The organism is Variovorax sp. GW821-FHT09B05, assembly GCF_059418265.1.
Window position 1 is genome coordinate 615,688 of record NZ_JBWKPN010000003.1, and the last position, 22,856, is coordinate 638,543.

The window sequence follows — 22,856 nt, forward strand, 5'->3', positions numbered from 1 at the left end:
GGGCTATTCGGGCTTCGCGCCCGAGGCCTTGACGGCCGCGCCCCAGAGCCCGATCTCGCTCGCGACGAAGCGGTCGAACTCGGGCCCGGTCGTGGGCGCCGGCTCCGAGCCGCGCTCGCGGATGAAGCGTGCCATCTGCTCGCTCTTGAGGATCTCGGTCACCTCGCGGTTCAGGCGCGCCAGCACATCGGGTGGCGTGCCGCGCGGCGCCATCAGGCCGAGCCAGCCCACGGCCTCGAAGTCGCGCGTGCCGGCCACGCCGCTCTCGCGCACGGTGGGCACCTCGGGCAGCTGTGAGGAGCGCGTGGCCGAGGTCACGGCCAGCGGGATCGCCTTGCCGGCCTTGATGTGCGGCAGCGCGGCGGTCACCGAATCGATCATCAGCGGCACCTGGTTGCCGAGGAAGTCGGCTTGCGCGGGCCCGCTGCCCCGGTACGGAATGTGCGTGACGAACACATGCGCCGCCGACTTGTACATCTCGCCCGACAGATGCTGCGTGCCGCCGATGCCGGCGCTCGCGTAGCTGAGCCGGCCGGGCTCGGCCTTGGCGCGCGCGGTGAGCTCGCCCAGCGTGCGGATGCCGCTCTCGGGCGTGGCGAGGAACACCAGCGGCACCTTGGCGATCAGCGAGATGCCCACGAGGTCCTTGCGCGGGTCGAAGCCGGGCTTGGCGTAGAGCGTCTGGTTGACCGCCATCGCGCTGCCGGCCACCACCAGCGTGTAGCCGTCGGGCGCGGAACGCACCACGAACTCGGTGCCGATGTTGCTGCCGGCACCGGCCTTGTTGTCGACGATCACCGGCTGGCCCAGCCGCCGGCCGAGCTGCTCGGCGAGCGCGCGCGCGAAGATGTCGGTGGCCTGCCCGGGCGGGAAGGGCACCACCAGCTTGACGGGCTTGTCGGGCCAGTCGGCGGCCTGGGCCGGGGCCCAGGCGGAAAGCAATGCCAGCGCGAGGCCGGCGGCCGTGCCTGCGAAGCTTCTGCGCCGCATGGCTCAGAGCGCCGTGAGGTGCTTGCCCACGATGCCCGCGAGCTCGAACATCGTCACCTGGTCCTTGCCGAACACCGGCTTGAGCTTGGCGTCGGCATTGATCGAGCGCTTGTCCTTCGCGTCCTGCAGGCCGTTGGCCTTGATGTAGTCCCAGAGCTTCTTGACCACCTCGGTGCGCGCCACCGGCTCGTTGCCGATCACCGCGGCGAGCGCGTCGCTGGGCTTGAGGCCGGCGCCGGTCTTGCGCGGCGCCTTCTTCTCGGCCGGTGCCTTCTTGGCCGCGGGCGCCTTCTTCGCCGCCACCTTCTTGGCGGCTGCGGTCTTGCCGGCCGGCGCGGCCTTGCCGAAGGTCTTGCGCGGCGGGAATTTGCTGCCGCCCTCGCGCGGCGCGAACTCGAAGGTCACCTTGCCTTCTTCCGCGTTCCAGGTCAGGAAGGCCTTGAAGGCGCGGCGCGTGCGCATCGAGACGAACTTGTCGAGCAGGTCGGTCTTGCCGGTGGCCAGCAGCTTCTCCATCTGCGCGCGCTCCACCGGCTGCTGCAGGATGATCTTGCCGGTCTTGAAGGTGCAGCTCGGCGTGGGCTGGGCGTTGGTGGGCACCGACTTCTCGCAGATGTAGTTGCTGCCGTGCTCGAACACGGGCGCGCCGCAGATCGGGCACGGGCCGACCGTGTCCTGCTCGCTGAAGTCGACGATCTCGCCGCTGTCCTCGTTCTTGTCGTCGCCGAAGTCGAACTCCAGCTTCCAGTTCTTCGCCTCCTCGTCGTACTTGAGCACGATCTCGGAGGTGAAGGGCCAGCCGGCCTTGGAGCGGAAGCCCTCGAGCGGGCCGATGTGCTTGTCGCGCAAGAGCGCCTCGGCCTCGGCGACCTCGAAGGTGCGCCCGGCCGGCGACTTGCCGAACGAGAAGCCGCAGGCGTCCTCGCCCGTGCCGCTCTTGCCGGTGCAGCCGTAGCGGCGGTAGTTCTCCTTCACCACGCCGCCGCAGTTGGGGCAGGGCGTGGCCAGCGTCGTGTAGTCGCCGGGCACGGTGTCGCGGTCGTACTCCTTGGCCTTCTTGACGATGTGCTCGGTCATCGCCGCGATCTCGCGCATGAAGGCGTCGCGGCTGAGCGACCCCTTCTCCATCTGCGCGAGCTTGTATTCCCACTCGCCGGTGAGCTCGGCCTTGGAGAGTTCCTCCACGCCGAGGCCGCGCAGCAGCGTCATGAGCTGGAACGCCTTGGCGGTCGGGATCAGCTCGCGGCCCTCGCGCAGCATGTACTTCTCGGCGATCAGGCCTTCGATGGTGGCTGCGCGCGTGGCTGGCGTGCCCAGGCCCTTCTCCTGCATGGCCTCGCGCAGTTCCTCGTCGTCGATGGTCTTGCCCGCGCCTTCCATGGCGCCGAGCAGCGTGGCTTCGGAGTAGCGTGCCGGCGGGCGGGTCTTCAGGCCCTTGGTGTCGACGGTCTCGGCCAGCACCATCTCGCCGGGCTTCACCGGCACCAGGTTCTTGCCGTCCTTCTCGTCGTCGTCGCTGACGGCTTCCTTGCCGTAGATCGCGAGCCAGCCCGGCTTGACCAGCACCTTGCCGTCGGAGCGGAAGGCGTAGTTCCTGCCGGCCTGCGCCACCGTGCTGATGCGGGTCGTGACCTGGTATTCGGCGCTCGGGAAGAACACCGACAGGAAGCGGCGCACCACGAAGTCGTAGAGGCGCTGCTCGGCTTCCGACAGGCCGCTGGGCGCCTGCAGGGTCGGGATGATCGCGAAGTGATCCGACACCTTCGCGTTGTCGAAGATGCGCTTGCTCGGCTTCACGTAGTTCTGGTCGATCGCCTGCTGCGCGAACGGCGCGAGGTGGCGCATGCCGCTGGTGGCGAGCATGCCCATGGTCTGCTTGACCACCGGCAGGTAGTCCTCGGGCAGGGCGCGCGAGTCGGTCCGCGGGTAGGTCAGCGCTTTGTGGCGTTCGTACAGGCTCTGGGCCAGCGCCAGCGTGGTCTTGGCCGAGAAGCCGAAGCGGCTGTTGGCCTCGCGCTGCAGCGAGGTCAGGTCGAACAGCTGCGGCGAGGCCTGGGTGGTGGGCTTGCTCTCCTCGGTGACGCTGGCGGGCTTGCCGCGCGCGGCCTGCGCGATGGCGAGCGCGTCGCGCTCGTTCCAGATCCGGTCGGCGCGCTGCTCGGGGTCGGGCTCGCCGCTGGGCAGCAGCGGGGCGCTGGCCTTCTTCCAGGCCGGGTCGAACCACTTGCCCGGATAGTGGCCGGCTTCGGCGAGAAAGCTGGCGTGCACTTCCCAGTAGTCGCGCGAGACGAACTTGCGGATCTGCTCCTCGCGCTCGACCACCACCGACAGCGTGGGCGTCTGCACCCGGCCCACGGTGGTCAGGAAGAAGCCGCCGTCGCGCGAGTTGAAGGCCGTCATCGCGCGCGTGCCGTTGATGCCCACCAGCCAGTCGGCCTCGGAGCGCGAGCGCGCGGCGTCGGCCAGGCCCTGCATCTGCTTCTCGGTGCGCAGCGAGTCGAAGCCGTCGCGGATCGCCTGCGGCGTCATCGACTGCAGCCACAGCCGCCGCACCGGCTTGTTCAGGCCCGTCTTGCCGCCGGCGTACTGCTCGATCAGGCGGAAGATCAGTTCGCCCTCGCGGCCCGCGTCGCAGGCGTTCACGAGCTGGGTCACGTCCTTGCGCTTGGCCTGCTTGACCACCGCGTTGAGGCGGGTCTTGGTCTTGTCCACCGGCTTGAGGTCGAAGTGCGGCGGGATCACCGGCAGGTTGGCGAAGCTCCACTTGCCGCGCTTGACGTCGAACTCCTCGGGCGCCTGGATTTCCACCAGGTGGCCGACGGCGCTGGTCACGACGTACTGGTCGTTCTCGAAGTGCTCGTCGTGTTTGTCGAACTTGCCGGCCACCGGCGTGAGCGCACGCACGATGTCCTGCGCCACCGACGGTTTTTCTGCAATAACCAATGTCTTCGTCATCTGTGCTCTCTCAACTGTTTCGCCAAGCCGGCTCGCGGGCCATGCGCGCAGTGCCATGGGCTCTCTCTATACTCGGCGGCTTCTCGCGTGCGCACACGCGCACGCGCATGTGTGCATATTCAAACTAACAGACTTCGGCGATGCCTTCCAAATCCCCACTTTCCAACGCCCGCCGAATTCAGACGCGGCGTTCCTCCGTCCATGGCAACGGCGTGTTCGCGGTGCAGGACCTGGCCGAAGGCGAGCGGATCATCGAGTACAAGGGCGAGATCATCACGTGGAAGGAGGCACTGCGCCGCCATCCGCACGATCCGGCCCAGCCGAATCACACTTTCTACTTCCATATCGATGACGGACGCGTGATCGACGGCAACGTCGACGGCAATGCGGCCCGCTGGATCAACCACTCGTGCGAGCCCAACTGCGAGGCCGACGAGGTCGATGGGCGCGTCTATATCAAGGCGCTGCGCAACATCGCGGCCGGCGAGGAACTCAACTACGACTACGGCCTGATCATCGACGAGCCGTACACCGAGAAGCTGCTGTCCGAGTTCCCGTGCTACTGCGGCTCCGAGCAATGCCGCGGCACGCTGCTCACGCCGAAGGACGACGAGGAAGAGGACAAGAAGAAAAAGAAGAAGGCGAAGAAGAAGGAAGCGAAGAAGGCCGAGAAGGAGAAGGCCGAGAAGAAGGCTGACAAGAAGGCCGAGAAGGAGAAGGCCGAGAAGAAGGCTGACAAGAAGGCCGAGAAAAAGTCCGAAAAGAAGGCCGAGAAGAAGTCGGAAAAGAAGGCGGACAAGAAGGGCGGCAAGAAGAAGGACAAGGCGCCGAAGGCCGACAAGCCGGCCAAGGCGAAGAAGGCCGAGACGGTCGCCGAGGCGGCCCCCGCCGCGGCCGGCAGCGGCGGGCTCTGAGCATGGCCGCCGGCGGCAGCGCCCTGCAGTGGCACGAGGAGCGGATCGCCGCGGCGCTCGCCCCCCTGCTGCCGGGCTTCGCGGCCGAGGTGGTCGGCGAGATCGATTCCACCAACACCGAACTCATGCGGCGCGCGCGCGCCGGGCGGACCGAGCCCGTGCTGCTGGTCGCCGAGCGTCAGACCGCGGGCCGCGGCCGGCTCGGCCGGCCCTGGCAGAGCGCGCAGCAGCCCGGCGACGATGTCGCGCCGTCGCTGACCTTCTCGCTGGGCCTGCCGCTCGCGCCGGCCGACTGGTCGGGACTCTCGCTCGCGGTCGGGGTCAGCCTGGCCGAGAACCTCGATCCCACGGGCGCGGCGAAGCTCGGGCTCAAGTGGCCCAACGACCTCTGGGTCGACGAGCGCAAGCTCGTGGGCATCCTGATCGAGACCGCGCTGCCGCATGCCGGCGGTGCCGCCGGCGTCGCATCGTCGCCGCGCTACGTGGTCATCGGCATCGGCGTGAACATCGGCGCGCGCGATGCCGAGGGCATGCGCACGCCACCCGCCTGGATGCGCCAATGGCGCCCCGACGCCACCTCGCCCGCGGTGCTGGCCGAGCTGATCCCGCCGCTGGTGCGCGACGTGCTCGCGTTCGGCGCGCGCGGCTTCGCGCCGTTCGCCGAGCGCTTCGCGGCGCGCGACGTGCTGCGCGGGCGCGAGGTGGTGCTGAGCGACGGCCGCACGGGCCTGTGCGAGGGCGTCTCGTGGACCGGCGAGCTGCAGGTGCGCACGGCCGAGGGCCTGCAGGCCATCGTCAGCGACGAGGTCAGCGTGCGGCCGCGCGGCATGGCCCTCTGAGACCGGACGCCGCGATGCCGCTGCGCCTGGTCGTGATCGCCCTGCTGGTCCTCAATGGCGGCTACTGGCTGTGGTCGCGCGGCGACCTCGCGGGCTTCGGGCTCGCGCCGGCGGGGCTCGACGAGCGCGATCCGCAGCGCCTCACGCGGCAGATCCATCCCGAATATCTGCAGATCCGCGCCGAGCCGCCGAAGGCCGGTGCCTCGGGCCCCGGCGCCCGATGAGCCGGCCGTTCAGGCCGGCGCGCTCTCGAAGCGCACCGTGAAGCGCGCGCCCGGCGGCTGCCGCTCGGGATGCGCGTCCTCGAGCGTCACCTGCGCATGGTGCTGGTTCGCGATCTCGCGCACGATCGGCAGCCCCAGGCCCGAGCCGTCGGCCTCGTTGCCGAGCACGCGGTAGAAGGGCTCGAACACGAGCTCGCGGTCGGCTTCGGAAATGCCCGGCCCGTTGTCCTCCACCTGCAGCAGCAGCACCCGGCCGAAGGGATCGGCCAGCACCCGCGCGGTGATCACGCCGGTGCGTTCGGGCCGCGAGGGCGTGTAGTTGATCGCGTTGTCGACCAGGTTGCGCACCAGCTCCTTGAGCAGGGTCGGATTGCCCTCGAGCACCACGCCGCGCGAGCCGGGATCGAGGCCGTCGTAGCCGAGGTCGATGCGCTTCTCGATCGCGCGCGGCACCGCCTCGCGCACCACCTCGATCGTGAGCCGCGCCAGGTCGCAGGGCTGGCGATGGGCGCCGGCGCTGTTGCCTTCGGCGCGCGCCAGCGACAGCAGCTGGTTCACCGTGTGGGTGGCGCGCACGCTGGCGCGGCCGATCTGCTTGAGCGACTGCTTGAGCTCGTCGGCATTGGCGTTCTCGCGCTGCGCCAGGTCGGCCTGCATGCGCAGGCCCGCGAGCGGCGTCTTGAGCTGGTGCGCCGCGTCGGCCAGGAAGCGCTTCTGCGTGTCGATGGAATCGTTGAGCTTGTCGAGCAGCTCGTTGACCGAGGACACCAGCGGCACCACCTCGAGCGGCACCGAGGACTCGTCGAGCGGGCTCAGGTCGCCGGGGCGGCGCTCGCGGATGCGCGCCTCCACCACCGACAGCGGCTTGATGCCGCGCACCAGCGCCAGCCAGATCAGCAGCACTGCGAGCGGCAGGATCGCGAACTGCGGCAGCAGCACGCCCTTGATGATGTCGGCCGCCAGCAGCGACTGCTTCTGGCGCGTCTCGGCCACCTGCAGCAGCGCGGGCGGCGCATCGGGCGCGTCGCCGGCCAGCCAGATCCAGGCCACGCGCACCGACTTGCCGTTCATCTCGCCGTCGCGCAGCTGGACCTGGCCGATGATCGGCGGCTCGTCGAGGCTGGGGTGCGGCACGTCGTGCTCGCCGCTGAGCAGCGTGCCGTGGCTGTCGAGCACCTGGTAGTACACGCGGTCGGTGTCGTCGCCGCGCAGGATCTCGCGCGTCGGCTGCGGCAGCACGAAGCGCGGGCTGTCCTTCTGCAGCGAGACCGTGCGCGCCAGCGTCTCGATGTTGTGCGTGAGCACGCGGTCGAAGGAGGCGCTCGCGATGCCCTGTGCCACCAGCCAGGTCACGCCGATGCTGACCGGCACCAGCAGCAGCAGCGGCGTGAGCATCCAGTCGAGGATCTCGCCGAACAGGGAGCGCTGCGCGCGCTGGAAGAGTTTCATCGGACCGGACCCGCCGCGCCCGGCGGCCGCACGCGCGTCACTGGATCTTTTCGAGGCAGTAGCCGAGCCCGCGCACGGTGGCGATGCGCACCGGGCCCTTCTCGATCTTCTTGCGCAGGCGGTGGATGTAGACCTCGATCGCGTTGAGGCTGACCTCCTCGCCCCATTCGCACAGGCGCTCCACCAGCTGGTCCTTGCTGACCAGCCGGCCCGCGCGCTGCAGCAGCACCTCGAGCAGGCCCAGCTCGCGCGCCGACAGCTCGACCATCTTGCCGTCGAGCGTGGCGACGCGGCCGGCCTGGTCGTAGATCAGCGGGCCGTGCTTGATCGCGTTGCTGGTGGTGCCCATGCCGCGGCGCGTGAGGGCGCGCACCCGCGCCTCGAGCTCCTGCAGGCTGAAGGGCTTGGCCATGTAGTCGTCGGCGCCGTTGTCCAGCCCCTTGACGCGCTCCTCCACGCTGTCGGCCGCGGTGAGCACCAGCACCGGCAGCTGCGAGCCGCGCGCGCGCAGCCGCTTGAGGATCTCGATGCCATGCAGGCTGGGCAGGCCGAGGTCGAGGATCAGCAGGTCGAACTCGCTGTGCGTCATGAGCGCGGTGTCGGCCTCGGAGCCGTTGGCCACGTGATCGACGGCGGCGCCCGAGGTGCGCAGGCTGCGCAGCAGTGCATCGGCCAGCACCTTGTCGTCTTCGGCAATCAGTATCCGCATAGCCACCTCCAGCCCGGTTCGCGCCGTGGGCGGCGCCTTTGCACGTTGTCTCCGCTCAGGGGAGTCTAGCCCGCCGTATAGGCTTCCAGACCGATGGTTACCACGGTGGCGACATCGTCGCCCACGCTGGCGCGGAACTCGCGCTCGGCCTGCGTCACCGCCTGGCGGAAGGCCTCGAGCCAGGCCAGGCCGTCGGCCGTGAACAACACGCGCCGCGCGCGCGCATCGAGCGGATCGGGCCCGCGCGTGACCAGCCCCCAGGCCTCGCACTGGTCGACCAGCGCGCCCATGGCCTGCTTGGTCATGCCGGCACGCTCGGCGAGCTCGGTCAGGCGCGAGCCCTCGCGCGCGAGGTGGCGCGTGATGTGGACGTGGGCCGCGCTCACCTGCGCGCGCGCCGCGAGGTTCGACAGCGCCAGCGGCACGTCGACGTCGTGCGCCATCAGCGCGAGCACGCGCTCGTCGAAGCGCCGCATCGCATGGCCGAGCAGCCGGCCCAGGTGGGTCTGGCGCCAGGCATCGGGATCGAGGGGGAAGGGGGTGTCGCTCACGGCGCCAAATGGTAAAGCAAACTGACCAAAAAATGGGTTTACTCGAATCCATCCGCCCCTACACTACTGTTCAAGCATCCAGGCTGTAGTTAAAAGCAGATGGATCCGGCAGTACACAACCCGTTGATCTTCAAGGAGTTTTTCACATGGACGCAGTCGTCAAGGGCTCGAGCATCGCAGGCGCCAACACCGAAAAGGCCAAGGCCCTCCAGGCCGCGCTGGCCCAGATCGAAAAGCAGTTCGGCAAGGGCACGATCATGCGGCTCGGCGAAGGCGAGGCGCTCGAGGACATCCAGGTGGTCTCCACCGGCTCGCTGGGCCTCGACATCGCCCTGGGCGTCGGCGGCCTGCCGCGCGGCCGGGTGGTCGAGATCTACGGCCCGGAATCCTCGGGCAAGACCACGCTCACGCTGCAGGTCATCGCCGCCATGCAGAAGCAGGCCGGCACCTGCGCCTTCGTCGACGCCGAGCACGCGCTCGACGTGCAGTACGCCCAGAAGCTCGGCGTGAACCTGTCCGACCTGCTGATCAGCCAGCCCGACACCGGCGAGCAGGCGCTCGAGATCGTCGACTCGCTGGTGCGCTCGGGCGCCGTCGACCTGATCGTCATCGACTCGGTCGCCGCGCTCACGCCCAAGGCCGAAATCGAAGGCGAGATGGGCGACTCGCTGCCCGGCCTGCAGGCCCGCCTGATGAGCCAGGCGCTGCGCAAGCTCACGGCCACGATCAAGAAGACCAACTGCATGGTCATCTTCATCAACCAGATCCGCATGAAGATCGGCGTGATGTTCGGTTCGCCCGAAACCACCACCGGCGGCAACGCGCTGAAGTTCTACGCCTCGGTGCGCCTGGATATCCGCCGCATCGGCACCATCAAGAAGGGCGACGAGGCCATCGGCAACGAAACCAAGGTCAAGGTGGTGAAGAACAAGGTCTCGCCCCCGTTCAAGACGGCCGAGTTCGACATCCTGTTCGGCGAGGGCATCAGCCGCGAGGGCGAGATCATCGACATGGGCGTGACCGCCAAGATCATCGACAAGTCGGGCGCCTGGTACGCCTACAACGGCGAGAAGATCGGCCAGGGCCGCGACAACGCGCGCGAGTTCCTGCGCGAGAACCCCGAGCTGTCGCGCGAGATCGAGAACAAGGTGCGCGAATCGCTGGGCATCCCGCTGCTGGCGGCGGACGCGGCCGGCGCGGCCGAATAACCGGCCGATGCCTGCGAGCGGGGCGCCTTCGGCCGCCCCGCTTTCTTTTTCCGCTCCCGCATTTCCGATGGCATTCGATGCTCCTTCCCTGAAAGGCCGCGCGCTGCGCCTGCTGAGCCAGCGCGAGCATTCCCGCAGCGAACTCGAGCGCAAGCTGGCGCGCTACGAGGAAGAGCCGGGCACGCTCAAGGCCGCGCTCGACGAGCTCGCGGCCAAGGACTTCATCAGCGAGGAGCGCGTGGTCGCCTCGGTGCTGCACCAGCGCGCGGGCCGGCTCGGCGCGGCGCGCGTGCGGCAGGAGCTGCAGGCCAAGGGCATCGGCGCCGAGGCCATCTCGCAGGCGGTGGCCGGGCTGCAGGGCAGCGAGCTCGAACGCGCGGCCGCGCTCTGGCGCCGTCGCTTCGATGCCCCGCCCGCCGATTCCAAGGAACGCGCCCGCCAGGCCCGCTTCCTGATGGCGCGGGGGTTTTCGGCCGCGGTGGCGGCCAAGGTGCTGAGGAGCGATATCGATGAGCTCGAATGAACTGTCTCGCGTGATCACGCAGCGCGTGGCCTGCGACTGGCGCGCGGCCTATGCACTGGCGGCCGATCCCGCGCGCCTGCCCGATTGGGCCAGCGGCCTGGCCGACGGCGCACTGACACGCGACGGCGATCGCTGGCTGGCGACCACGCCCGGTGGCCGCGCGGTGCTGCGCTTCGCGCCGGCCAACGAGCTCGGCGTGCTCGACCACTGGGTGGCGCCCGAGGGCGTGCCCGAGGTCTACGTGCCGTTCCGCGTCATCGGCGTGGCGCCCGGCGCGTGCGAGCTGCAGTTCACGCTGCTGCGCCAGCCGCACATGGACGACGCGGCCTTCGCGCACGACGCCGAGTGGATCGCGCGCGACCTGCGCGCGCTGCAGGCGCTGCTCGAGGCGCCGGCCGACTGAGCAGCCGGGCCCGCGACGGGCCGATGGCATGATCCGCGGCTTCATACAAAGAGGAGGAGTCGCAGATGTCTTCGGAATCCACCGGATCCCCTTCACTCGTGCGCACCGGCGCCCGCGCCGGCGCCGCCTTCGTCGGTTCGGTCGCGAAGGGCGTCTTCTTCGGCGTGGTGCTCGGTGGCGGCGCCTTCGTCTATTACCTGAGCCGGTTGAGCGGCCCCGGCATTCCCGGCGCACGCGCGGGCGGCGCCGGCGCGGTGCTGGCGCTGCTGGCCTCGCCGCCGCTGCTGGTGGGGCTGCTGCTGGGGCTCTTCATCGGCGTCTACGTGCTGCTCGGCGTGTCGCAGGGCCGCACGCGCGCGATGCAGCACCTGGTGGCCGCGCGCGGCGAGGCCGTGTCGCAGCGCCTGGGCGATGCCATCGCCGGGCGCATCGAATCGATGCCGCGCACCCACGGGGCGCTGCAGCGCGTGAGCGACTGGCTCTCGGTCGATGCACTGAGCGCGCAGCTCGCGCCGGTGCTCGGCGAAGGCAAGGCGGTGCGGGCGGTGATCGCCTTCGTGGTCAACCGGCTGCCGCTCAACGAGCTGCTGGCCGAATGGCAGCAGGGCCGCGCCGCGCAAGGCGAGCCGGCACTGCTTCCCACGGTGCCGGGCGGGCCCGTCGCGGCGCAGGACCCGGCCTTGCGCGCGCTGATCACGCGACGCATCCACGAGACGCTGCAGGAGATGTCGACGCCCTCGCGCAAGCCGTTCTACATCGTGCTCGCGCTGCATGCGGCGCTGCTCGGCACCGGGCTCTGGCTGGTGGGCTGAAACGAAAAAGGCGCCGGGGAGCCGGCGCCTTTCGAGTGGTGGAGGCCGCGCCTCAGAGCGACAGCATCAGCTTGAGGTTCTGCACCGCGGCGCCGCTCGCGCCCTTGCCGAGGTTGTCCAGGCGCGCGATCACCACGGCATGGCGATGGTCCTCGTTCGGGAACACGCGGATCTCGAGCTGGTTGGTGTCGTTGAGCGCCAGCGCGTCGAGCTTGCCGTCCGCGGTGGGCGGCAGCACCTTCACGAACTGCTCGGGCGTGTTGCTCTTCGCGTAGTGCGCGGCCAGTGCCTCGTGCAGGTCGCCGGCCTTCGGTTTGCCGGGCAGCAGGTCGAGGTGCAGCGGCAGCTGGACCAGCATGCCCTGCTTGAAATTGCCGACCGAGGGGATGAACACCGGGCGCTGCGTGAGGCCGGTGTATTTCATGATCTCGGGAATGTGCTTGTGCGTGAGGCCCAGTGCGTAGGTCTCGAACAGCGGTGCCTCGCCCTTCTCGTAGGCCTCGATCATGGTCCGGCCGCCGCCCGAGTAGCCGCTGACCGAGGGCAGCGCGATCGGGAAGTCGGCGGGCAGCAGGCCCGCGTCGACCAGCGGACGCACCATGGCGATCGCGCCGGTGGCGTAGCAGCCGGGGTTGCCCACGCGGTCGGCCTGGGCCACGGCCTGCCAGTGGCCCGCCACCAGTTCGGGAAAACCGAACACCCAGCCCGGCGCCACGCGGTGCGCGGTCGAGGCGTCGATGATCTTGGGCTTCTTGCCGGGCAACTGGTCGATCAGCGCGACCGATTCGCGTGCCGCGTCGTCGTGCAGGCACAGCACGACGAGGTCGACGCCGGCCATGAGGTCGCGCTTGGCATTGACGTCTTTTCGCAGCTCAGGCGCGATGCTCACGAGCTCGACCTGCGGCATGTCTTGCAGCCGCTCGCGGATCTGGAGGCCGGTGGTGCCGGCTTCGCCATCGATGAAAACCTTGGCCATGGTGGGGTTGCCTGATGGAAGGGCTGGAGGAAAGGGGGCGGAAGGAGACGGGCTAGAAGAAAGTACGTATTGACCGCACACGCCCGTCAGTATTGATGCGGCGCACCATGATACAGTCCGCGATTGTCCGCCGCCCCCAGCCGTCAGGCTGCCGTCGCCTGTGGACAACAGAGCCAACACCAGCCTGCCTAGATCTCCCGTTTATTCAACCTCTTCCTTCCGAGAGACATCCCTCATGAAGATTCACGAGTACCAAGGCAAGGAAATCCTTGCCAAGTTCGGCGTGCCGGTGCCGCGCGGCATTCCGGCCTACACGGTCCAGGAGGCGGTCGAAGCCGCCCAGAAGCTGGGCGGCCCGGTCTGGGTGGTCAAGGCCCAGATCCACGCGGGTGGCCGCGGCAAGGGCGGCGGCGTGAAGGTCGCCAAGACCATCGAGGACGTGAAGAAGCTGGCCGGCGAGATCCTCGGCATGCAGCTCAAGACGCACCAGACCGGCCCCGAAGGCCAGAAGGTCCGCCGCCTCTACATCGAAGACGGCGCCGACATCCAGAAGGAATACTACGTTTCGGCCGTGACCGACCGCGCCACCCAGAAGGTGGCCTTCATCGCTTCGAGCGAAGGCGGCATGGACATCGAGGAAGTGGCCCACTCCTCGCCCGAGAAGATCATCACGGTGTTCGCCGACCCGCAAGCCGGCCTGACCGACGAGCAGGCCAAGCAGATCGCCGACGGCATCGGCATCCCGGCCGATTCGACCGCGCAAGCCGTCGACATCTTCAAGAAGCTCTACACCTGCTACATGGAGACGGACGCCTCGCTGGTCGAGATCAACCCGCTCAACCGTGACGGCAAGGGCAACATCATCGCCCTGGACGCCAAGTTCAACTTCGACAGCAACGCGCTGTTCCGCCATCCCGAGATCGTCGCGCTGCGCGACCTCGACGAGGAAGATCCGGCCGAAGTCGAAGCCTCGAAGTTCGACCTCGCCTACATCTCGCTCGACGGCAACATCGGCTGCCTGGTGAACGGCGCCGGCCTCGCGATGGCCACGATGGACACCATCAAGCTGTTCGGCGGCGAGCCGGCCAACTTCCTCGACGTGGGCGGCGGCGCCACCCCCGAGAAGGTCACCGAAGCCTTCAAGATCATGCTGAAGAACAAGAATGTCGAGGCCATCCTCGTCAACATCTTCGGCGGCATCATGAAGTGCGACACCATCGCCACCGGCGTGATCGCGGCCTGCAAGGCCGTGAACCTGCAAGTGCCGCTGGTCGTGCGCATGAAGGGCACCAACGAAGCCGAAGGCAAGAAGCTGCTGGCCGACTCGGGCCTGCCGATCATCAGCGCCGACACCATGGCGGACGCGGCCCAGAAGGTCGTGGCAGCAGTCAAGAAGGCCTAAGGAACAGAGTCATGTCGATCTACATCAACAAAGACACCAAAGTCATCACCCAAGGCATCACCGGCAAGACGGGCCAGTTCCACACCGAGAAGTGCCAGGAATACGCGAACGGCAAGAACGCCTTCGTGGCCGGTGTGAACCCGAAGAAGGCCGGCGAGTCGATCTTCAACATCCCGATCTTCGGTTCGGTGAAGGAAGCCGCCACGCAGACCGGCGCCACCGTGTCGGTGATCTACGTGCCGCCGGCAGGCGCCGCGGCCGCGATCTGGGAAGCCGTCGAGGCCGACCTCGACCTCGCGATCTGCATCACCGAGGGCATCCCCGTTCGCGACATGCTCGAAGTGCGCAACAAGATGAAGGCCAAGGAAGCCGCCGGCGGCAAGAAGACGCTGCTGCTCGGCCCGAACTGCCCCGGCCTGATCACGCCCGACGAGATCAAGATCGGCATCATGCCCGGCCACATTCACCGCAAGGGCCGCATCGGCGTCGTGAGCCGCTCGGGCACGCTGACCTATGAAGCCGTGGCGCAACTGACCGAGATCGGCCTGGGCCAATCGTCGGCAGTCGGCATCGGCGGCGACCCGATCAACGGCCTCAAGCACATCGACGTGATGAAGGCCTTCAACGACGACCCCGAAACCGACGCCGTGATCATGATCGGCGAAATCGGCGGTCCCGACGAAGCCGACGCTGCCCGCTGGTGCAAGGACAACATGAAGAAGCCGGTGGTCGGCTTCATCGCCGGCGTGACCGCGCCTCCCGGCAAGCGCATGGGCCATGCCGGCGCGCTGATCTCGGGCGGTGCCGACACGGCCGAAGCCAAGCTCTCCATCATGGAAGAGTGCGGCTTCACCGTGACGCGCAACTTTTCGGAACTGGCCAAGCTGCTCAAGGGCAAGCTGTAAGCCACGGCGTTCGCGCCCAGCAAGGTCCGTAAAGAGACCTCACACGCGCAAGAAAGAACAAGACGCCCGCAATCCGATTGCGGGCGTTTTTTTCACAAAAACAAAGCGGGATCAGAGACATGGAACTTCTTCAAAGCACGGACTTCTGGATCGGCCTGATCAAGATCGTCTGGATCAACATCATCCTGTCGGGCGACAACGCCGTGGTGATCGCCATGGCGGCGCGTTCGCTGCCGCCCGAGCAGCAGAAAAAAGCGGTGCTCTTCGGCTCCGGCGCGGCCGTCGTGTTGCGCATCGTGCTGACGGTGGTGGCGGCCAAGCTGCTGGCGCTGCCGTACCTGCAGATCGTCGGCGGCCTGCTGCTGCTGTGGATCGGCCTGCAACTGCTCGGCGAGGAAGACGAGGGCGACGGCGACTCCAAGGAGTACGGCAGCATGATGGCGGCCGTGCGCACCATCCTGCTGGCCGACCTCGTGATGAGCCTGGACAACGTGATCGCCGTGGCGGCCGCCGCGCAGGGCAGCATGGTGCTGCTGGTGCTGGGCCTGGCGATCAGCATCCCGCTGGTGATCTTCGGCAGCACGCTGATGATCAAGCTGATGGAGCGCTTCCCCATCATCGTGATGCTGGGTGCGGCGCTGATCGGCTGGGTCGGCGGCGAGACCATCGTGAGCGACGTGTCGCTGCGCGAGGTGCTGGCGGCCAACCCCTGGCTGCACTACGCCGCTGCCGCGGCCGGTGCGCTGTTCGTGGTGGCGGTGGGCAAGCTGCTCCAGCGGCGCGCCCACGCGGCCGCGGCGCAGCACTGACGGCGGAAGCCACCACCGGGCTGCCGCTTCGCCGACACTTGCGACCATGGTAGGTGTCGGCACTTCCCTCTTCTCGACCCGTCCCCCGCTCTCGTGGGAGTTCGCGGCGCTGACCGACGTCGGCCGCGTGCGCGCCCACAACGAGGACGCGGTCCATGTCGATCCCGTGCTCGGGCTGGCGGTGCTGGCCGACGGCATGGGCGGCTACAAGGGTGGCGAGGTCGCCAGCGCGATGGCGGTGTCGCTGGTGCATGCGAACTTCCGGCGCTGGTACGTGCAGGCCGGTCCGCAGGCGCCGGCCCGCGTCGTGCGGCGCGCGCTGCAGGCCGCGACCGACGAGGCCAATGCCGCCATCCTCGACGGCAGCCTGACCAATCCCAACCTGCAGGGCATGGGGACCACGCTGGTCCTGGCCGCCTTCGGGCCGCATCGCGTGATGGTGGGTCACATCGGCGACTCGCGCTGCTACCGGCTGCGTAACGACAAGCTCGAGCAGCTCACGCGCGACCATTCGCTGCGCCAGCAGCAGCTCGATGCCGGCGCCATCACGGCCGAGGAAGCGCTGTCCTCGCCCAACCGCAATCTCGTGACCCGCGCCGTCGGCGTCGAGGCCCAAGTCTTGCTGGAAATGCATGAACACACGGCCAGGCCCGACGACCTCTATATGCTGTGCTCCGACGGGCTCAGCGAAATGGTCCCAGACGCCCAGCTTTTCACGCTTCTGACGAGACAAGACGGTGGTATTGAGTCCAAGGTATCACTTTTGGCAAACATCGCCAACGAAAATGGCGGACGGGATAACATTTCTGTCATCCTGGCCCGGGCCAGCCTGCCACGCGCGGCGGCCTGACGCAGGCGATGGGGCGGCGGATGCATCCGCCGCGTCGTCGTCGGCCCCGCGACAATTGCAATCAGGGAGTCGGCAGTGCCGAGAATGAGTATCTCGATCGATGGTGTCGTCATTCGGGAAGTGACGCTCGCGAAGGACCGTACCACCCTCGGGCGGCGCGCCTACAACGACATCGTGGTCGACAATCTCGCGGTGAGCGGCGAGCATGCCGTTCTGACCCTGCGCGGTGGCGATGTCCAAATTGAAGACCTCAACAGCACCAACGGCACCTACGTCAATGCAGTGGCCGTGCAGAAGCGGACGCTCAAGGACAACGATGTCATCGAGGTCGGCGGCTGCCGCATCCACTACCGCGCGCGCAGCGTCGCGCCCGCGGCCGGCACGCCGGTCCAGGTCGTCGTCGGCACCGAGTCTTCCGCGCCTATCCCCCTGTCCGCCGCGCCCACCGAATCGGGCGCGCTGGTCGAGCTCGGCGTGCCGGTGCTGCGCGTGCTGGCCGGCGAGAACGCCGGGCACGACCTGCCGCTGCAGAAGGTCGTCACCACCGTCGGCAAGCCCGGCGTTGCCGTTGCGGTCGTCACGCGCCGCCGCCAGGGCTACGTGGCGGCGAGCGTCATGGGTGCCGTCCTGCTCAACGGCGAGCCGCTGGGTGTCGAGGCCGTCGCGCTGCACGAGCGCGACCTGCTCGAGCTCGGCACCCTGCGCCTGCAGTTCGCACGGGTCTGAGCCGCGGGTCTTCCGTCGGCGAACCGGCCCCGATTCCGACCCCGGTTCCGGTCGATCATGAGTGCATTGCGGCGCCATTGGGCGCGCATCGCCGTCACCCTGCTGCCCGTGCTGCTGGCGCTGGCGCATGCCACCGGGCTCTGGCATGCCGGCATGCTCGAGCGCCTCGACCACCTGATCTACGACGTGCGCCTGCGCGCCACCATGCCGGGCACCTTCGATCCGCGCATCGTGATCGTCGACGTCGACGACGCGAGCCTCGCGCGCCAGGGGCAATGGCCGTGGCCGCGCGACAAGGTGGCGCGGCTCGCGACCGAGCTGCTGTCGCACCAGCAGGCCAAGGTCGTGGGCTTCGACGTCATGTTCGTCGAGCCCGATCGCAGCTCGGGCATCGACCGGCTGCGCGAGCTGGCGGACGGCCCGCTGCGCGGCATCCCGGGGCTCGCCGGCGAGGTCGAGAAACTCGCGCCCTCGCTCGACAACGATGCCGTGCTGGCGCGCACGCTCGCCGGCCGGCCCGTGGCGCTCGGCTACTACTTCACGCAGGCCGAAACGCCGCGCGCCCGCGGCGCCTTGCCCGCCACGCCGCTGTGGCCCGCCGACGCGCTGCCCGCGAAGCAAGGCTACACCACGCACTGGAACGGCTTCGGCGCCAGCCTGCCGGTGCTCGCGCAGGCCGCGCCCAGCGGGGGCTTCCTCAACACCCTGGTCGGCGAGAGCGATGACGGCGTGATCCGCAGCGTGCCGCTGATCGCACGCTACGACGGCGACCAGGCCCGGCCCGGCTACTACGAGTCGCTCGCGCTGGCCGTCTACCGGCTCGCCAACGGTTCGCCGCCCGTGGTGCCCGCACTGGTGCCCGACAGTCCGGTCGCGCAGCTCGAGTCGCTGCGCATCGGCGAACTGCGCGTGCCGGTCGATCGCAACGCCAGCGTGCAGGTGCCGTTCCGCGGCCCGGGCGGAAGCCGCGGCGGCTCGTTCCGCTACGTGGCGGCCGCCGACGTGCTCGAAGGCCGGCTCGCGCCCGAGGAGCTGAAGGACAAGATCGTGCTCGTCGGCGCCACCGCGCCGGGCCTGCAGGATCTGCGCGCCACGCCCGCGGCACCTTCCTTCGCCGGCGTCGAGGTACATGCCAACATCGTCTCGGCGCTGCTCGACGACCGCCTGCTCGCCGTGCCCGACTACGCGCCGGGCTACGAGGTGCTGACCGTGTTCATCGCCGGCATCGCGCTGGCCATCGGCCTGTCGCTGCTGCCCGCGCTGCGCGCCGTGGCCTTCATGCTGGCCGTGGCCGCGCTGCTGGTCGGGCTCAACACCTGGCTCTACGTCGCGCACGGCCTGGTGTTGCCGCTGGCCTCGACGCTGGCCATGGTCGCGCTCGCCTTCCTGCTCAACATGAGCTGGGGCTACCTGGTCGAATCGCGCGCGCGCCGCGGTCTCGTGCAGCTCTTCGGCACCTACGTGCCGCCGCAGCTCGTCGACGAGATGCTGGAGCGCCCCGGTCACTACAGCATGCGCGCCGAGAGCAAGACCATGACCGTCATGTTCTGCGACATGCGCGACTTCACGCGCTTCTCGGAGCAGATGTCGCCGGCCGAGCTGCAGGCCTTCCTCAACACCGTGTTCAGCCGCCTCACCGACGTCATCACCGCGCACCGCGGCACCGTCGACAAGTACATGGGCGATTGCGTCATGGCCTTCTGGGGCGCGCCGCTGGAGACGCCGGACCACGCCAGCCTCGCCGTCAATGCGGCGCTCGACATGGCCGAGGCCGTGCAGGACCTCAACCGCATCCACCGCTCCCTCGGCCGGCCCGAGATCAGCATCGGCATCGGCCTCAACAGCGGCGTCATGAGCGTGGGCGACATGGGATCGGCCGCGCGGCGCAGCTACACCGTGGTCGGCGACGCGGTCAACCTGGCCTCGCGCCTCGAGGGCCTCAGCGGCCACTACGGCGTCGAGATCGTTGCCAGCGGCGGCACGCGCGAGTTCGCGCCGGCCTATGTCTGGCAGGAGCTCGACAGCGTGTTCGTCAAGGGCCGGGCCCAGGCCGTCGCTGTGTTCACGCCGCTGGCCGTCGCCCTGGACGAAGCCGACGTCGTCGCCGTGCGCGAGGCGCACCGGCTCGAACGCTGGGCCGAGGTGCTGGCCGCCTACCGGCGCCAGGACTGGGCCTTGGGCCGAAACTTGCTGGACCCCCTCCTCGTGGCCGATGCCAAAAAAGTCCTTTACCAGCTCTACGCGCAGAGATTAGCCTCGATGGCGTTGCGTCCCCACGACCCGTCGTGGGATGGTGCGACCCGGTTCGAAACCAAATGACAGACACAGACAAGGGGTCTCTCACAATGCAGGTTCGTGTGCTGGGTTGCTCGGGCGCCATCGCCAAAGACTGCCGCACCACCTCCTTCCTGGTCGATACCGACCTGCTCGTCGATGCCGGTACCGGCGTCGGCGATCTCACCCTCGAAGAAATGGCCGGCGTCGACGACATGGTGCTCACGCACTGCCATCTCGACCACATTGCCGCCCTGCCCCTGATGCTCGACGCCGTCGGTGGCCGCCGCACCCGACCGCTGCGCGTGCATGCGCTACGCGCCACCATCGAGGCGCTGCGCGCGCATGTGTTCAACAACATCATCTGGCCCGACTTCGAGAGCATCCCGAGTCCCGAGGCGCCCTTCGTCACCTTCCACGACATCGCCGTCGGCCAGACCCTGTTGCTCGGCAGCGCCACGCCCAAGCGCATCGAGGTGCTGCCGGCCGTGCACACCGTGCCCGCCTGCGGCTTCGCCGTGAGCCGCGCCGACGGCGGTGCCCACTGGGTCTTCAGCGGCGACACCGAGCGCAACGCGCCGTTCTGGGACCGCGTCAACGCGCTCGAGGTCGCGATGCTCGTCATCGAGACGGCGTTCAGCAACCGCGAACAGGCCCTGGCGGAACGCAGCCTGCACCTGTCTCCCACCATGCTGGCCGACGAGCTGGCTCACATCGAGCCCGGCAAGGACTACCCGATCTACATCACCCACACCAAGCCGGCCGAAACCGAGGAGATCATGAGCCAGATCGAATCACTGGCCGGCCGGCAGGTGCCGGGGTTGGCGCAGCGGGACATCCGCTGGCTCAAGGCGGACGGCATCCTGACCTTCTGAGCCCCGCCGCGGCGGCACGGATGGCATGACAAATTTGTCACCATGTGTCGCATCTTGATACATCTTCTGTCACATGCAGTAACGCCAATGTGGTCAGGGGTGACGCGTTAGGTCGCTGACGGGACGTCAAAACGGGTGGCACGGATGCTGCGGAAGGTTCTTCGCTCCGGGGGGAGGACTCCCGGGAGTGACAACCAACCCAACCAACCTGGAGTTAGTGAAATGAACCGTCGTACGATCGCCCGCCGCGCGCAGGCAGGCTTTACCCTTATCGAATTGATGATCGTTGTGGCGATCATTGGTATTTTGGCTGCCGTGGCACTGCCGGCATATCAGGATTACACGGTGCGTGCTCGCGTGTCGGAGGCGCTGGTCTTGGCAGGCGGTAACAAGGCGACGATCGCCGAAAATGCTGCGAATGCGGCGTCCGATTTGAGCTTGGGCACCACTCCAGTCACGGCCTCCAGCCAGACCAAGAACGTTGCAGAACTGACAATCGCTCCCACGACTGGGGTGATTACGATCAAAACGACCAAGGCGGCAGGCGAGCTCGGCCTGACGCTCACGCCGAAAACGGCTTCTGGTGCGGCTCTGCAAAACAACCAGCTGCCGGACGGAACGATTGTCTGGACTTGCAAGGTCGATGCTGGCAAAGAAAAATTTGTTCCGAGCGAATGCCGCTAAATTGTAGGCGGATTTAAAAAGCCCCGGAAGGGGCTTTTTTTATGAGCATGAAAATTCTTGTTCGGCCAACTCTAATTCTCGGAACTATTTTCTTCTCGATTAGTTGGCTTATTCCAAATAAAACCGAGCCGTGGAGAGGTTTTCATTCGGAATTCATATCCACATTGGGCCTGGGACTGATCGCCTTAGGAATAGTTCTTGGATCTCAGATTTCTTGGAGAGGCGGCTCGCTTGTCCGCTTGGCGGCGGCATTAGTGCCAATTCCATTTTTTCAATATCTTTTTGGGGTAATTCCGTTTTCCGGGCAAGCTTGGATTTCTGTTGTTTATATTTACGCTTGTCTTTTGATGCTGCTGGCGGGCGGTGCTTGCAAAGAAGAAAAATTTGTTCAGTTGTGTGATTTTCTTTTTGCAGCCATTCTTTTTGCTGCATTGATATCGATTGTCTTGCAGTTTCAGCAGTGGCTCGGAATCTACCAAGATGGGGCTTTGGATATTTGGGTTGCGAGCCGATCGAAAGGTCGCCCTGCCGCGAATCTGGGGCAACCCAACCACCTTGCCACCCTTTTGTTATGGGGGCTCATTGGAGTTTGGTGGTGGAAATGGAGGGGGGTTTTTGGATTCAGCACAACTTATCTCCTTTCATTTCTTTTCATTTTTGGCATTGCTATCACTCAGTCGAGAACGGGGGCAATAGGAGTTTTTGCGATTGCTTTGTCTTTGCTGTTTTGGAAGCCGCTGCAGACTGTTTGGGGCAAAAAAGGGACGGCTAGATTGTATGCCTACGTCGTGATTTTCTTCTTCGTAGCAATTTTTTGGAGCGCCCAAAAAATATCTGCATACTTGTTACTAGAGACAGCTGGGAATTTAAGTGACAGATTAACGAGTGAAGTAAGGCCCGTTATCTGGCGAATGTTGATGGAGGCAGTTTTCGATAGACCTTTATGGGGGTATGGCTGGAATTTTGTTGTTCCTGCGCAAATGGGCAAAGCGGAAAATTTCCCTTCGCTGCATGTCGTATTTTTTCAATCGCACAATCTTTTTTTAGATTTTTTGGTGTGGATGGGGTTGCCTCTGGGTGGCAGCATGATTGCGATCATTTGTATTTGGGCTGTACGAGTTGTGGCGAGAGTTCGAGCTCCGTGCGAGGTCTTTGCTTGTTTGATGCTATTGACGGTAGGCATCCATGCCATGTTTGAATATCCTCTCCACTATGCATATTTTCTTTTGCCTGCAATGCTGATGGCAGGAGCTCTCGATGTATCGCACATTAAAGAAGGCAAAGCATCCTCAAGAGTTGGGTCGCAAATAATTTTTATTATTGCGATTTTTGTAGGAGGAGGCGCCATGGCGCTGATCGCGAAAGATTATCTTGCCGCTGAGGCTTCCTTCGAATCGTTTCAGCTGGAGCAAGCAGGATTGCGTGCAACCGGAACTACCAAACCTCCGGATTTGATTTTTCTGAATCAAATCAAAGAGGAATTTAATTCAAAATTGTTTTTGCCCAAAACGGGGATGACTGATCTCGAGATAAATCACGCTGAACGCGTGTTGGAAATTTCTCCAAGCACCAAAAATTTCGTGGATATGGCTGTCGTTTATGGATTGAATGGAGAGCAACGGAAAATTGAACCGACATTAAATCGGATGTGCAAGATGGTGCCAAAAGACCAATGCTATGCCGCTCAAAAAAAATGGAAGCGCTTGCGCGCCGAGTATCGGAATTTAAATTTCCCGCACTGGCCAAACGAGAACGATGCCCAAAAATATTGATCTTCG

The 22,856-nt window shown here is 66.6% G+C and carries 21 protein-coding genes and 1 pseudogene; 16 read left to right on the forward strand and 6 right to left on the reverse strand.

Annotation, left to right across the window (positions count from 1 at the left end; translation table 11 throughout):
• Positions 1 to 3: 3 nt before the first annotated feature.
• Both AC07RM_RS11275 and AC07RM_RS11280 read right to left on the reverse strand, forming a co-directional pair.
• Positions 4 to 990 carry a tripartite tricarboxylate transporter substrate binding protein gene (locus tag AC07RM_RS11275; RefSeq protein ID WP_495334490.1) on the reverse strand — a complete coding sequence of 329 codons (987 nt, stop codon included), beginning with the start codon at positions 988 to 990 and terminating at the stop codon, positions 4 to 6.
• Between the two features lie 3 nt (positions 991 to 993).
• A complete protein-coding gene (locus AC07RM_RS11280) occupies positions 994 to 3,945 on the reverse strand; it encodes a DNA topoisomerase III (RefSeq protein WP_093351537.1) in 2,952 nt (983 codons plus the stop codon).
• A 140-nt stretch (positions 3,946 to 4,085) separates the two neighbouring features.
• On the opposite strand from AC07RM_RS11280, the pseudogene AC07RM_RS11285 reads away from it, so the two are divergent.
• The 3 genes and pseudogenes from AC07RM_RS11285 to AC07RM_RS11295 form a co-directional block, all read left to right on the forward strand.
• Positions 4,086 to 4,724, forward strand: a pseudogene (locus AC07RM_RS11285) (SET domain-containing protein); the annotation flags it as partial.
• Positions 4,725 to 4,861: 137 nt separating this feature from the next.
• Positions 4,862 to 5,698, forward strand: coding sequence for a biotin--[acetyl-CoA-carboxylase] ligase (locus AC07RM_RS11290; protein WP_495334491.1), 837 nt, complete (start codon positions 4,862 to 4,864; stop codon positions 5,696 to 5,698).
• Between the two features lie 14 nt (positions 5,699 to 5,712).
• The gene (locus tag AC07RM_RS11295) at positions 5,713 to 5,922 is read left to right on the forward strand and encodes a sporulation protein (RefSeq protein ID WP_398494953.1); all 210 of its coding nucleotides are present in this window, start codon (positions 5,713 to 5,715) and stop codon (positions 5,920 to 5,922) included.
• 9 nt (positions 5,923 to 5,931) lie between these two features.
• Here AC07RM_RS11295 and AC07RM_RS11300 read toward each other — a convergent pair whose 3' ends face one another.
• The 3 genes from AC07RM_RS11300 to AC07RM_RS11310 form a co-directional block, all read right to left on the reverse strand.
• Entirely contained in the window at positions 5,932 to 7,371 is a 1,440-nt protein-coding gene (locus AC07RM_RS11300; RefSeq protein ID WP_495334492.1) for a sensor histidine kinase, read from the reverse strand.
• A 37-nt stretch (positions 7,372 to 7,408) separates the two neighbouring features.
• Positions 7,409 to 8,080, reverse strand: a complete 672-nt coding sequence (locus tag AC07RM_RS11305; RefSeq protein ID WP_093351522.1) for a response regulator — start codon at positions 8,078 to 8,080, stop codon at positions 7,409 to 7,411.
• 65 nt (positions 8,081 to 8,145) lie between these two features.
• On the reverse strand, positions 8,146 to 8,631 hold the full coding sequence (locus AC07RM_RS11310) for a MarR family winged helix-turn-helix transcriptional regulator (RefSeq protein WP_093351519.1): 486 nt from the start codon (positions 8,629 to 8,631) through the stop codon (positions 8,146 to 8,148).
• A gap of 146 nt (positions 8,632 to 8,777) precedes the next feature.
• On the opposite strand from AC07RM_RS11310, the gene recA reads away from it, so the two are divergent.
• From recA to AC07RM_RS11330, 4 genes are all read left to right on the forward strand, one after another.
• Complete coding sequence (gene recA, locus AC07RM_RS11315; protein ID WP_093351515.1) at positions 8,778 to 9,839, forward strand: recombinase RecA; 1,062 nt, start codon at positions 8,778 to 8,780, stop codon at positions 9,837 to 9,839.
• Between the two features lie 67 nt (positions 9,840 to 9,906).
• Positions 9,907 to 10,362 carry a recombination regulator RecX gene (recX, locus tag AC07RM_RS11320; protein WP_495334493.1) on the forward strand — a complete coding sequence of 152 codons (456 nt, stop codon included), beginning with the start codon at positions 9,907 to 9,909 and terminating at the stop codon, positions 10,360 to 10,362.
• Positions 10,349 to 10,765, forward strand: coding sequence for an SRPBCC family protein (locus AC07RM_RS11325; protein ID WP_281078288.1), 417 nt, complete (start codon positions 10,349 to 10,351; stop codon positions 10,763 to 10,765). Before recX ends, AC07RM_RS11325 begins: the two co-directional genes overlap by 14 nt.
• A gap of 65 nt (positions 10,766 to 10,830) precedes the next feature.
• Positions 10,831 to 11,577 carry a hypothetical protein gene (locus AC07RM_RS11330; RefSeq protein ID WP_495334494.1) on the forward strand — a complete coding sequence of 249 codons (747 nt, stop codon included), beginning with the start codon at positions 10,831 to 10,833 and terminating at the stop codon, positions 11,575 to 11,577.
• Between the two features lie 52 nt (positions 11,578 to 11,629).
• On the opposite strand, the gene argC is transcribed toward AC07RM_RS11330, so the two are convergent.
• A complete protein-coding gene (argC, locus tag AC07RM_RS11335) occupies positions 11,630 to 12,553 on the reverse strand; it encodes an N-acetyl-gamma-glutamyl-phosphate reductase (protein ID WP_093351504.1) in 924 nt (307 codons plus the stop codon).
• Between the two features lie 235 nt (positions 12,554 to 12,788).
• Between argC and sucC the strand changes: the two genes are divergently transcribed.
• The 9 genes from sucC to AC07RM_RS11380 all read left to right on the forward strand — a co-directional run bounded on the left by sucC (position 12,789) and on the right by AC07RM_RS11380 (position 22,850).
• Positions 12,789 to 13,955 carry an ADP-forming succinate--CoA ligase subunit beta gene (sucC, locus tag AC07RM_RS11340; RefSeq protein ID WP_093351500.1) on the forward strand — a complete coding sequence of 389 codons (1,167 nt, stop codon included), beginning with the start codon at positions 12,789 to 12,791 and terminating at the stop codon, positions 13,953 to 13,955.
• Positions 13,956 to 13,966: 11 nt separating this feature from the next.
• A complete protein-coding gene (gene sucD / locus AC07RM_RS11345) occupies positions 13,967 to 14,860 on the forward strand; it encodes a succinate--CoA ligase subunit alpha (RefSeq protein ID WP_093351497.1) in 894 nt (297 codons plus the stop codon).
• Positions 14,861 to 14,979: 119 nt separating this feature from the next.
• Positions 14,980 to 15,669 (forward strand): TerC family protein, encoded by a 690-nt coding sequence (locus AC07RM_RS11350; RefSeq protein ID WP_093351495.1) that lies wholly within the window; start codon positions 14,980 to 14,982, stop codon positions 15,667 to 15,669.
• Positions 15,670 to 15,715: 46 nt separating this feature from the next.
• Entirely contained in the window at positions 15,716 to 16,519 is an 804-nt protein-coding gene (locus AC07RM_RS11355) for a Stp1/IreP family PP2C-type Ser/Thr phosphatase (RefSeq protein WP_093351492.1), read from the forward strand.
• 75 nt (positions 16,520 to 16,594) lie between these two features.
• Positions 16,595 to 17,245: an FHA domain-containing protein gene (locus AC07RM_RS11360; protein WP_093351487.1), complete on the forward strand. Its 651-nt coding sequence runs from the start codon at positions 16,595 to 16,597 to the stop codon at positions 17,243 to 17,245.
• A 57-nt stretch (positions 17,246 to 17,302) separates the two neighbouring features.
• The gene (locus AC07RM_RS11365) at positions 17,303 to 19,564 is read left to right on the forward strand and encodes a CHASE2 domain-containing protein (protein ID WP_495334495.1); all 2,262 of its coding nucleotides are present in this window, start codon (positions 17,303 to 17,305) and stop codon (positions 19,562 to 19,564) included.
• Between the two features lie 26 nt (positions 19,565 to 19,590).
• The gene (locus AC07RM_RS11370) at positions 19,591 to 20,394 is read left to right on the forward strand and encodes a 3',5'-cyclic-nucleotide phosphodiesterase (RefSeq protein ID WP_093351479.1); all 804 of its coding nucleotides are present in this window, start codon (positions 19,591 to 19,593) and stop codon (positions 20,392 to 20,394) included.
• A gap of 222 nt (positions 20,395 to 20,616) precedes the next feature.
• Positions 20,617 to 21,078, forward strand: a complete 462-nt coding sequence (locus AC07RM_RS11375) for a pilin (RefSeq protein ID WP_495334496.1) — start codon at positions 20,617 to 20,619, stop codon at positions 21,076 to 21,078.
• A gap of 41 nt (positions 21,079 to 21,119) precedes the next feature.
• Positions 21,120 to 22,850 (forward strand): PglL family O-oligosaccharyltransferase, encoded by a 1,731-nt coding sequence (locus AC07RM_RS11380; protein ID WP_495334497.1) that lies wholly within the window; start codon positions 21,120 to 21,122, stop codon positions 22,848 to 22,850.
• Positions 22,851 to 22,856 lie beyond the last annotated feature (6 nt).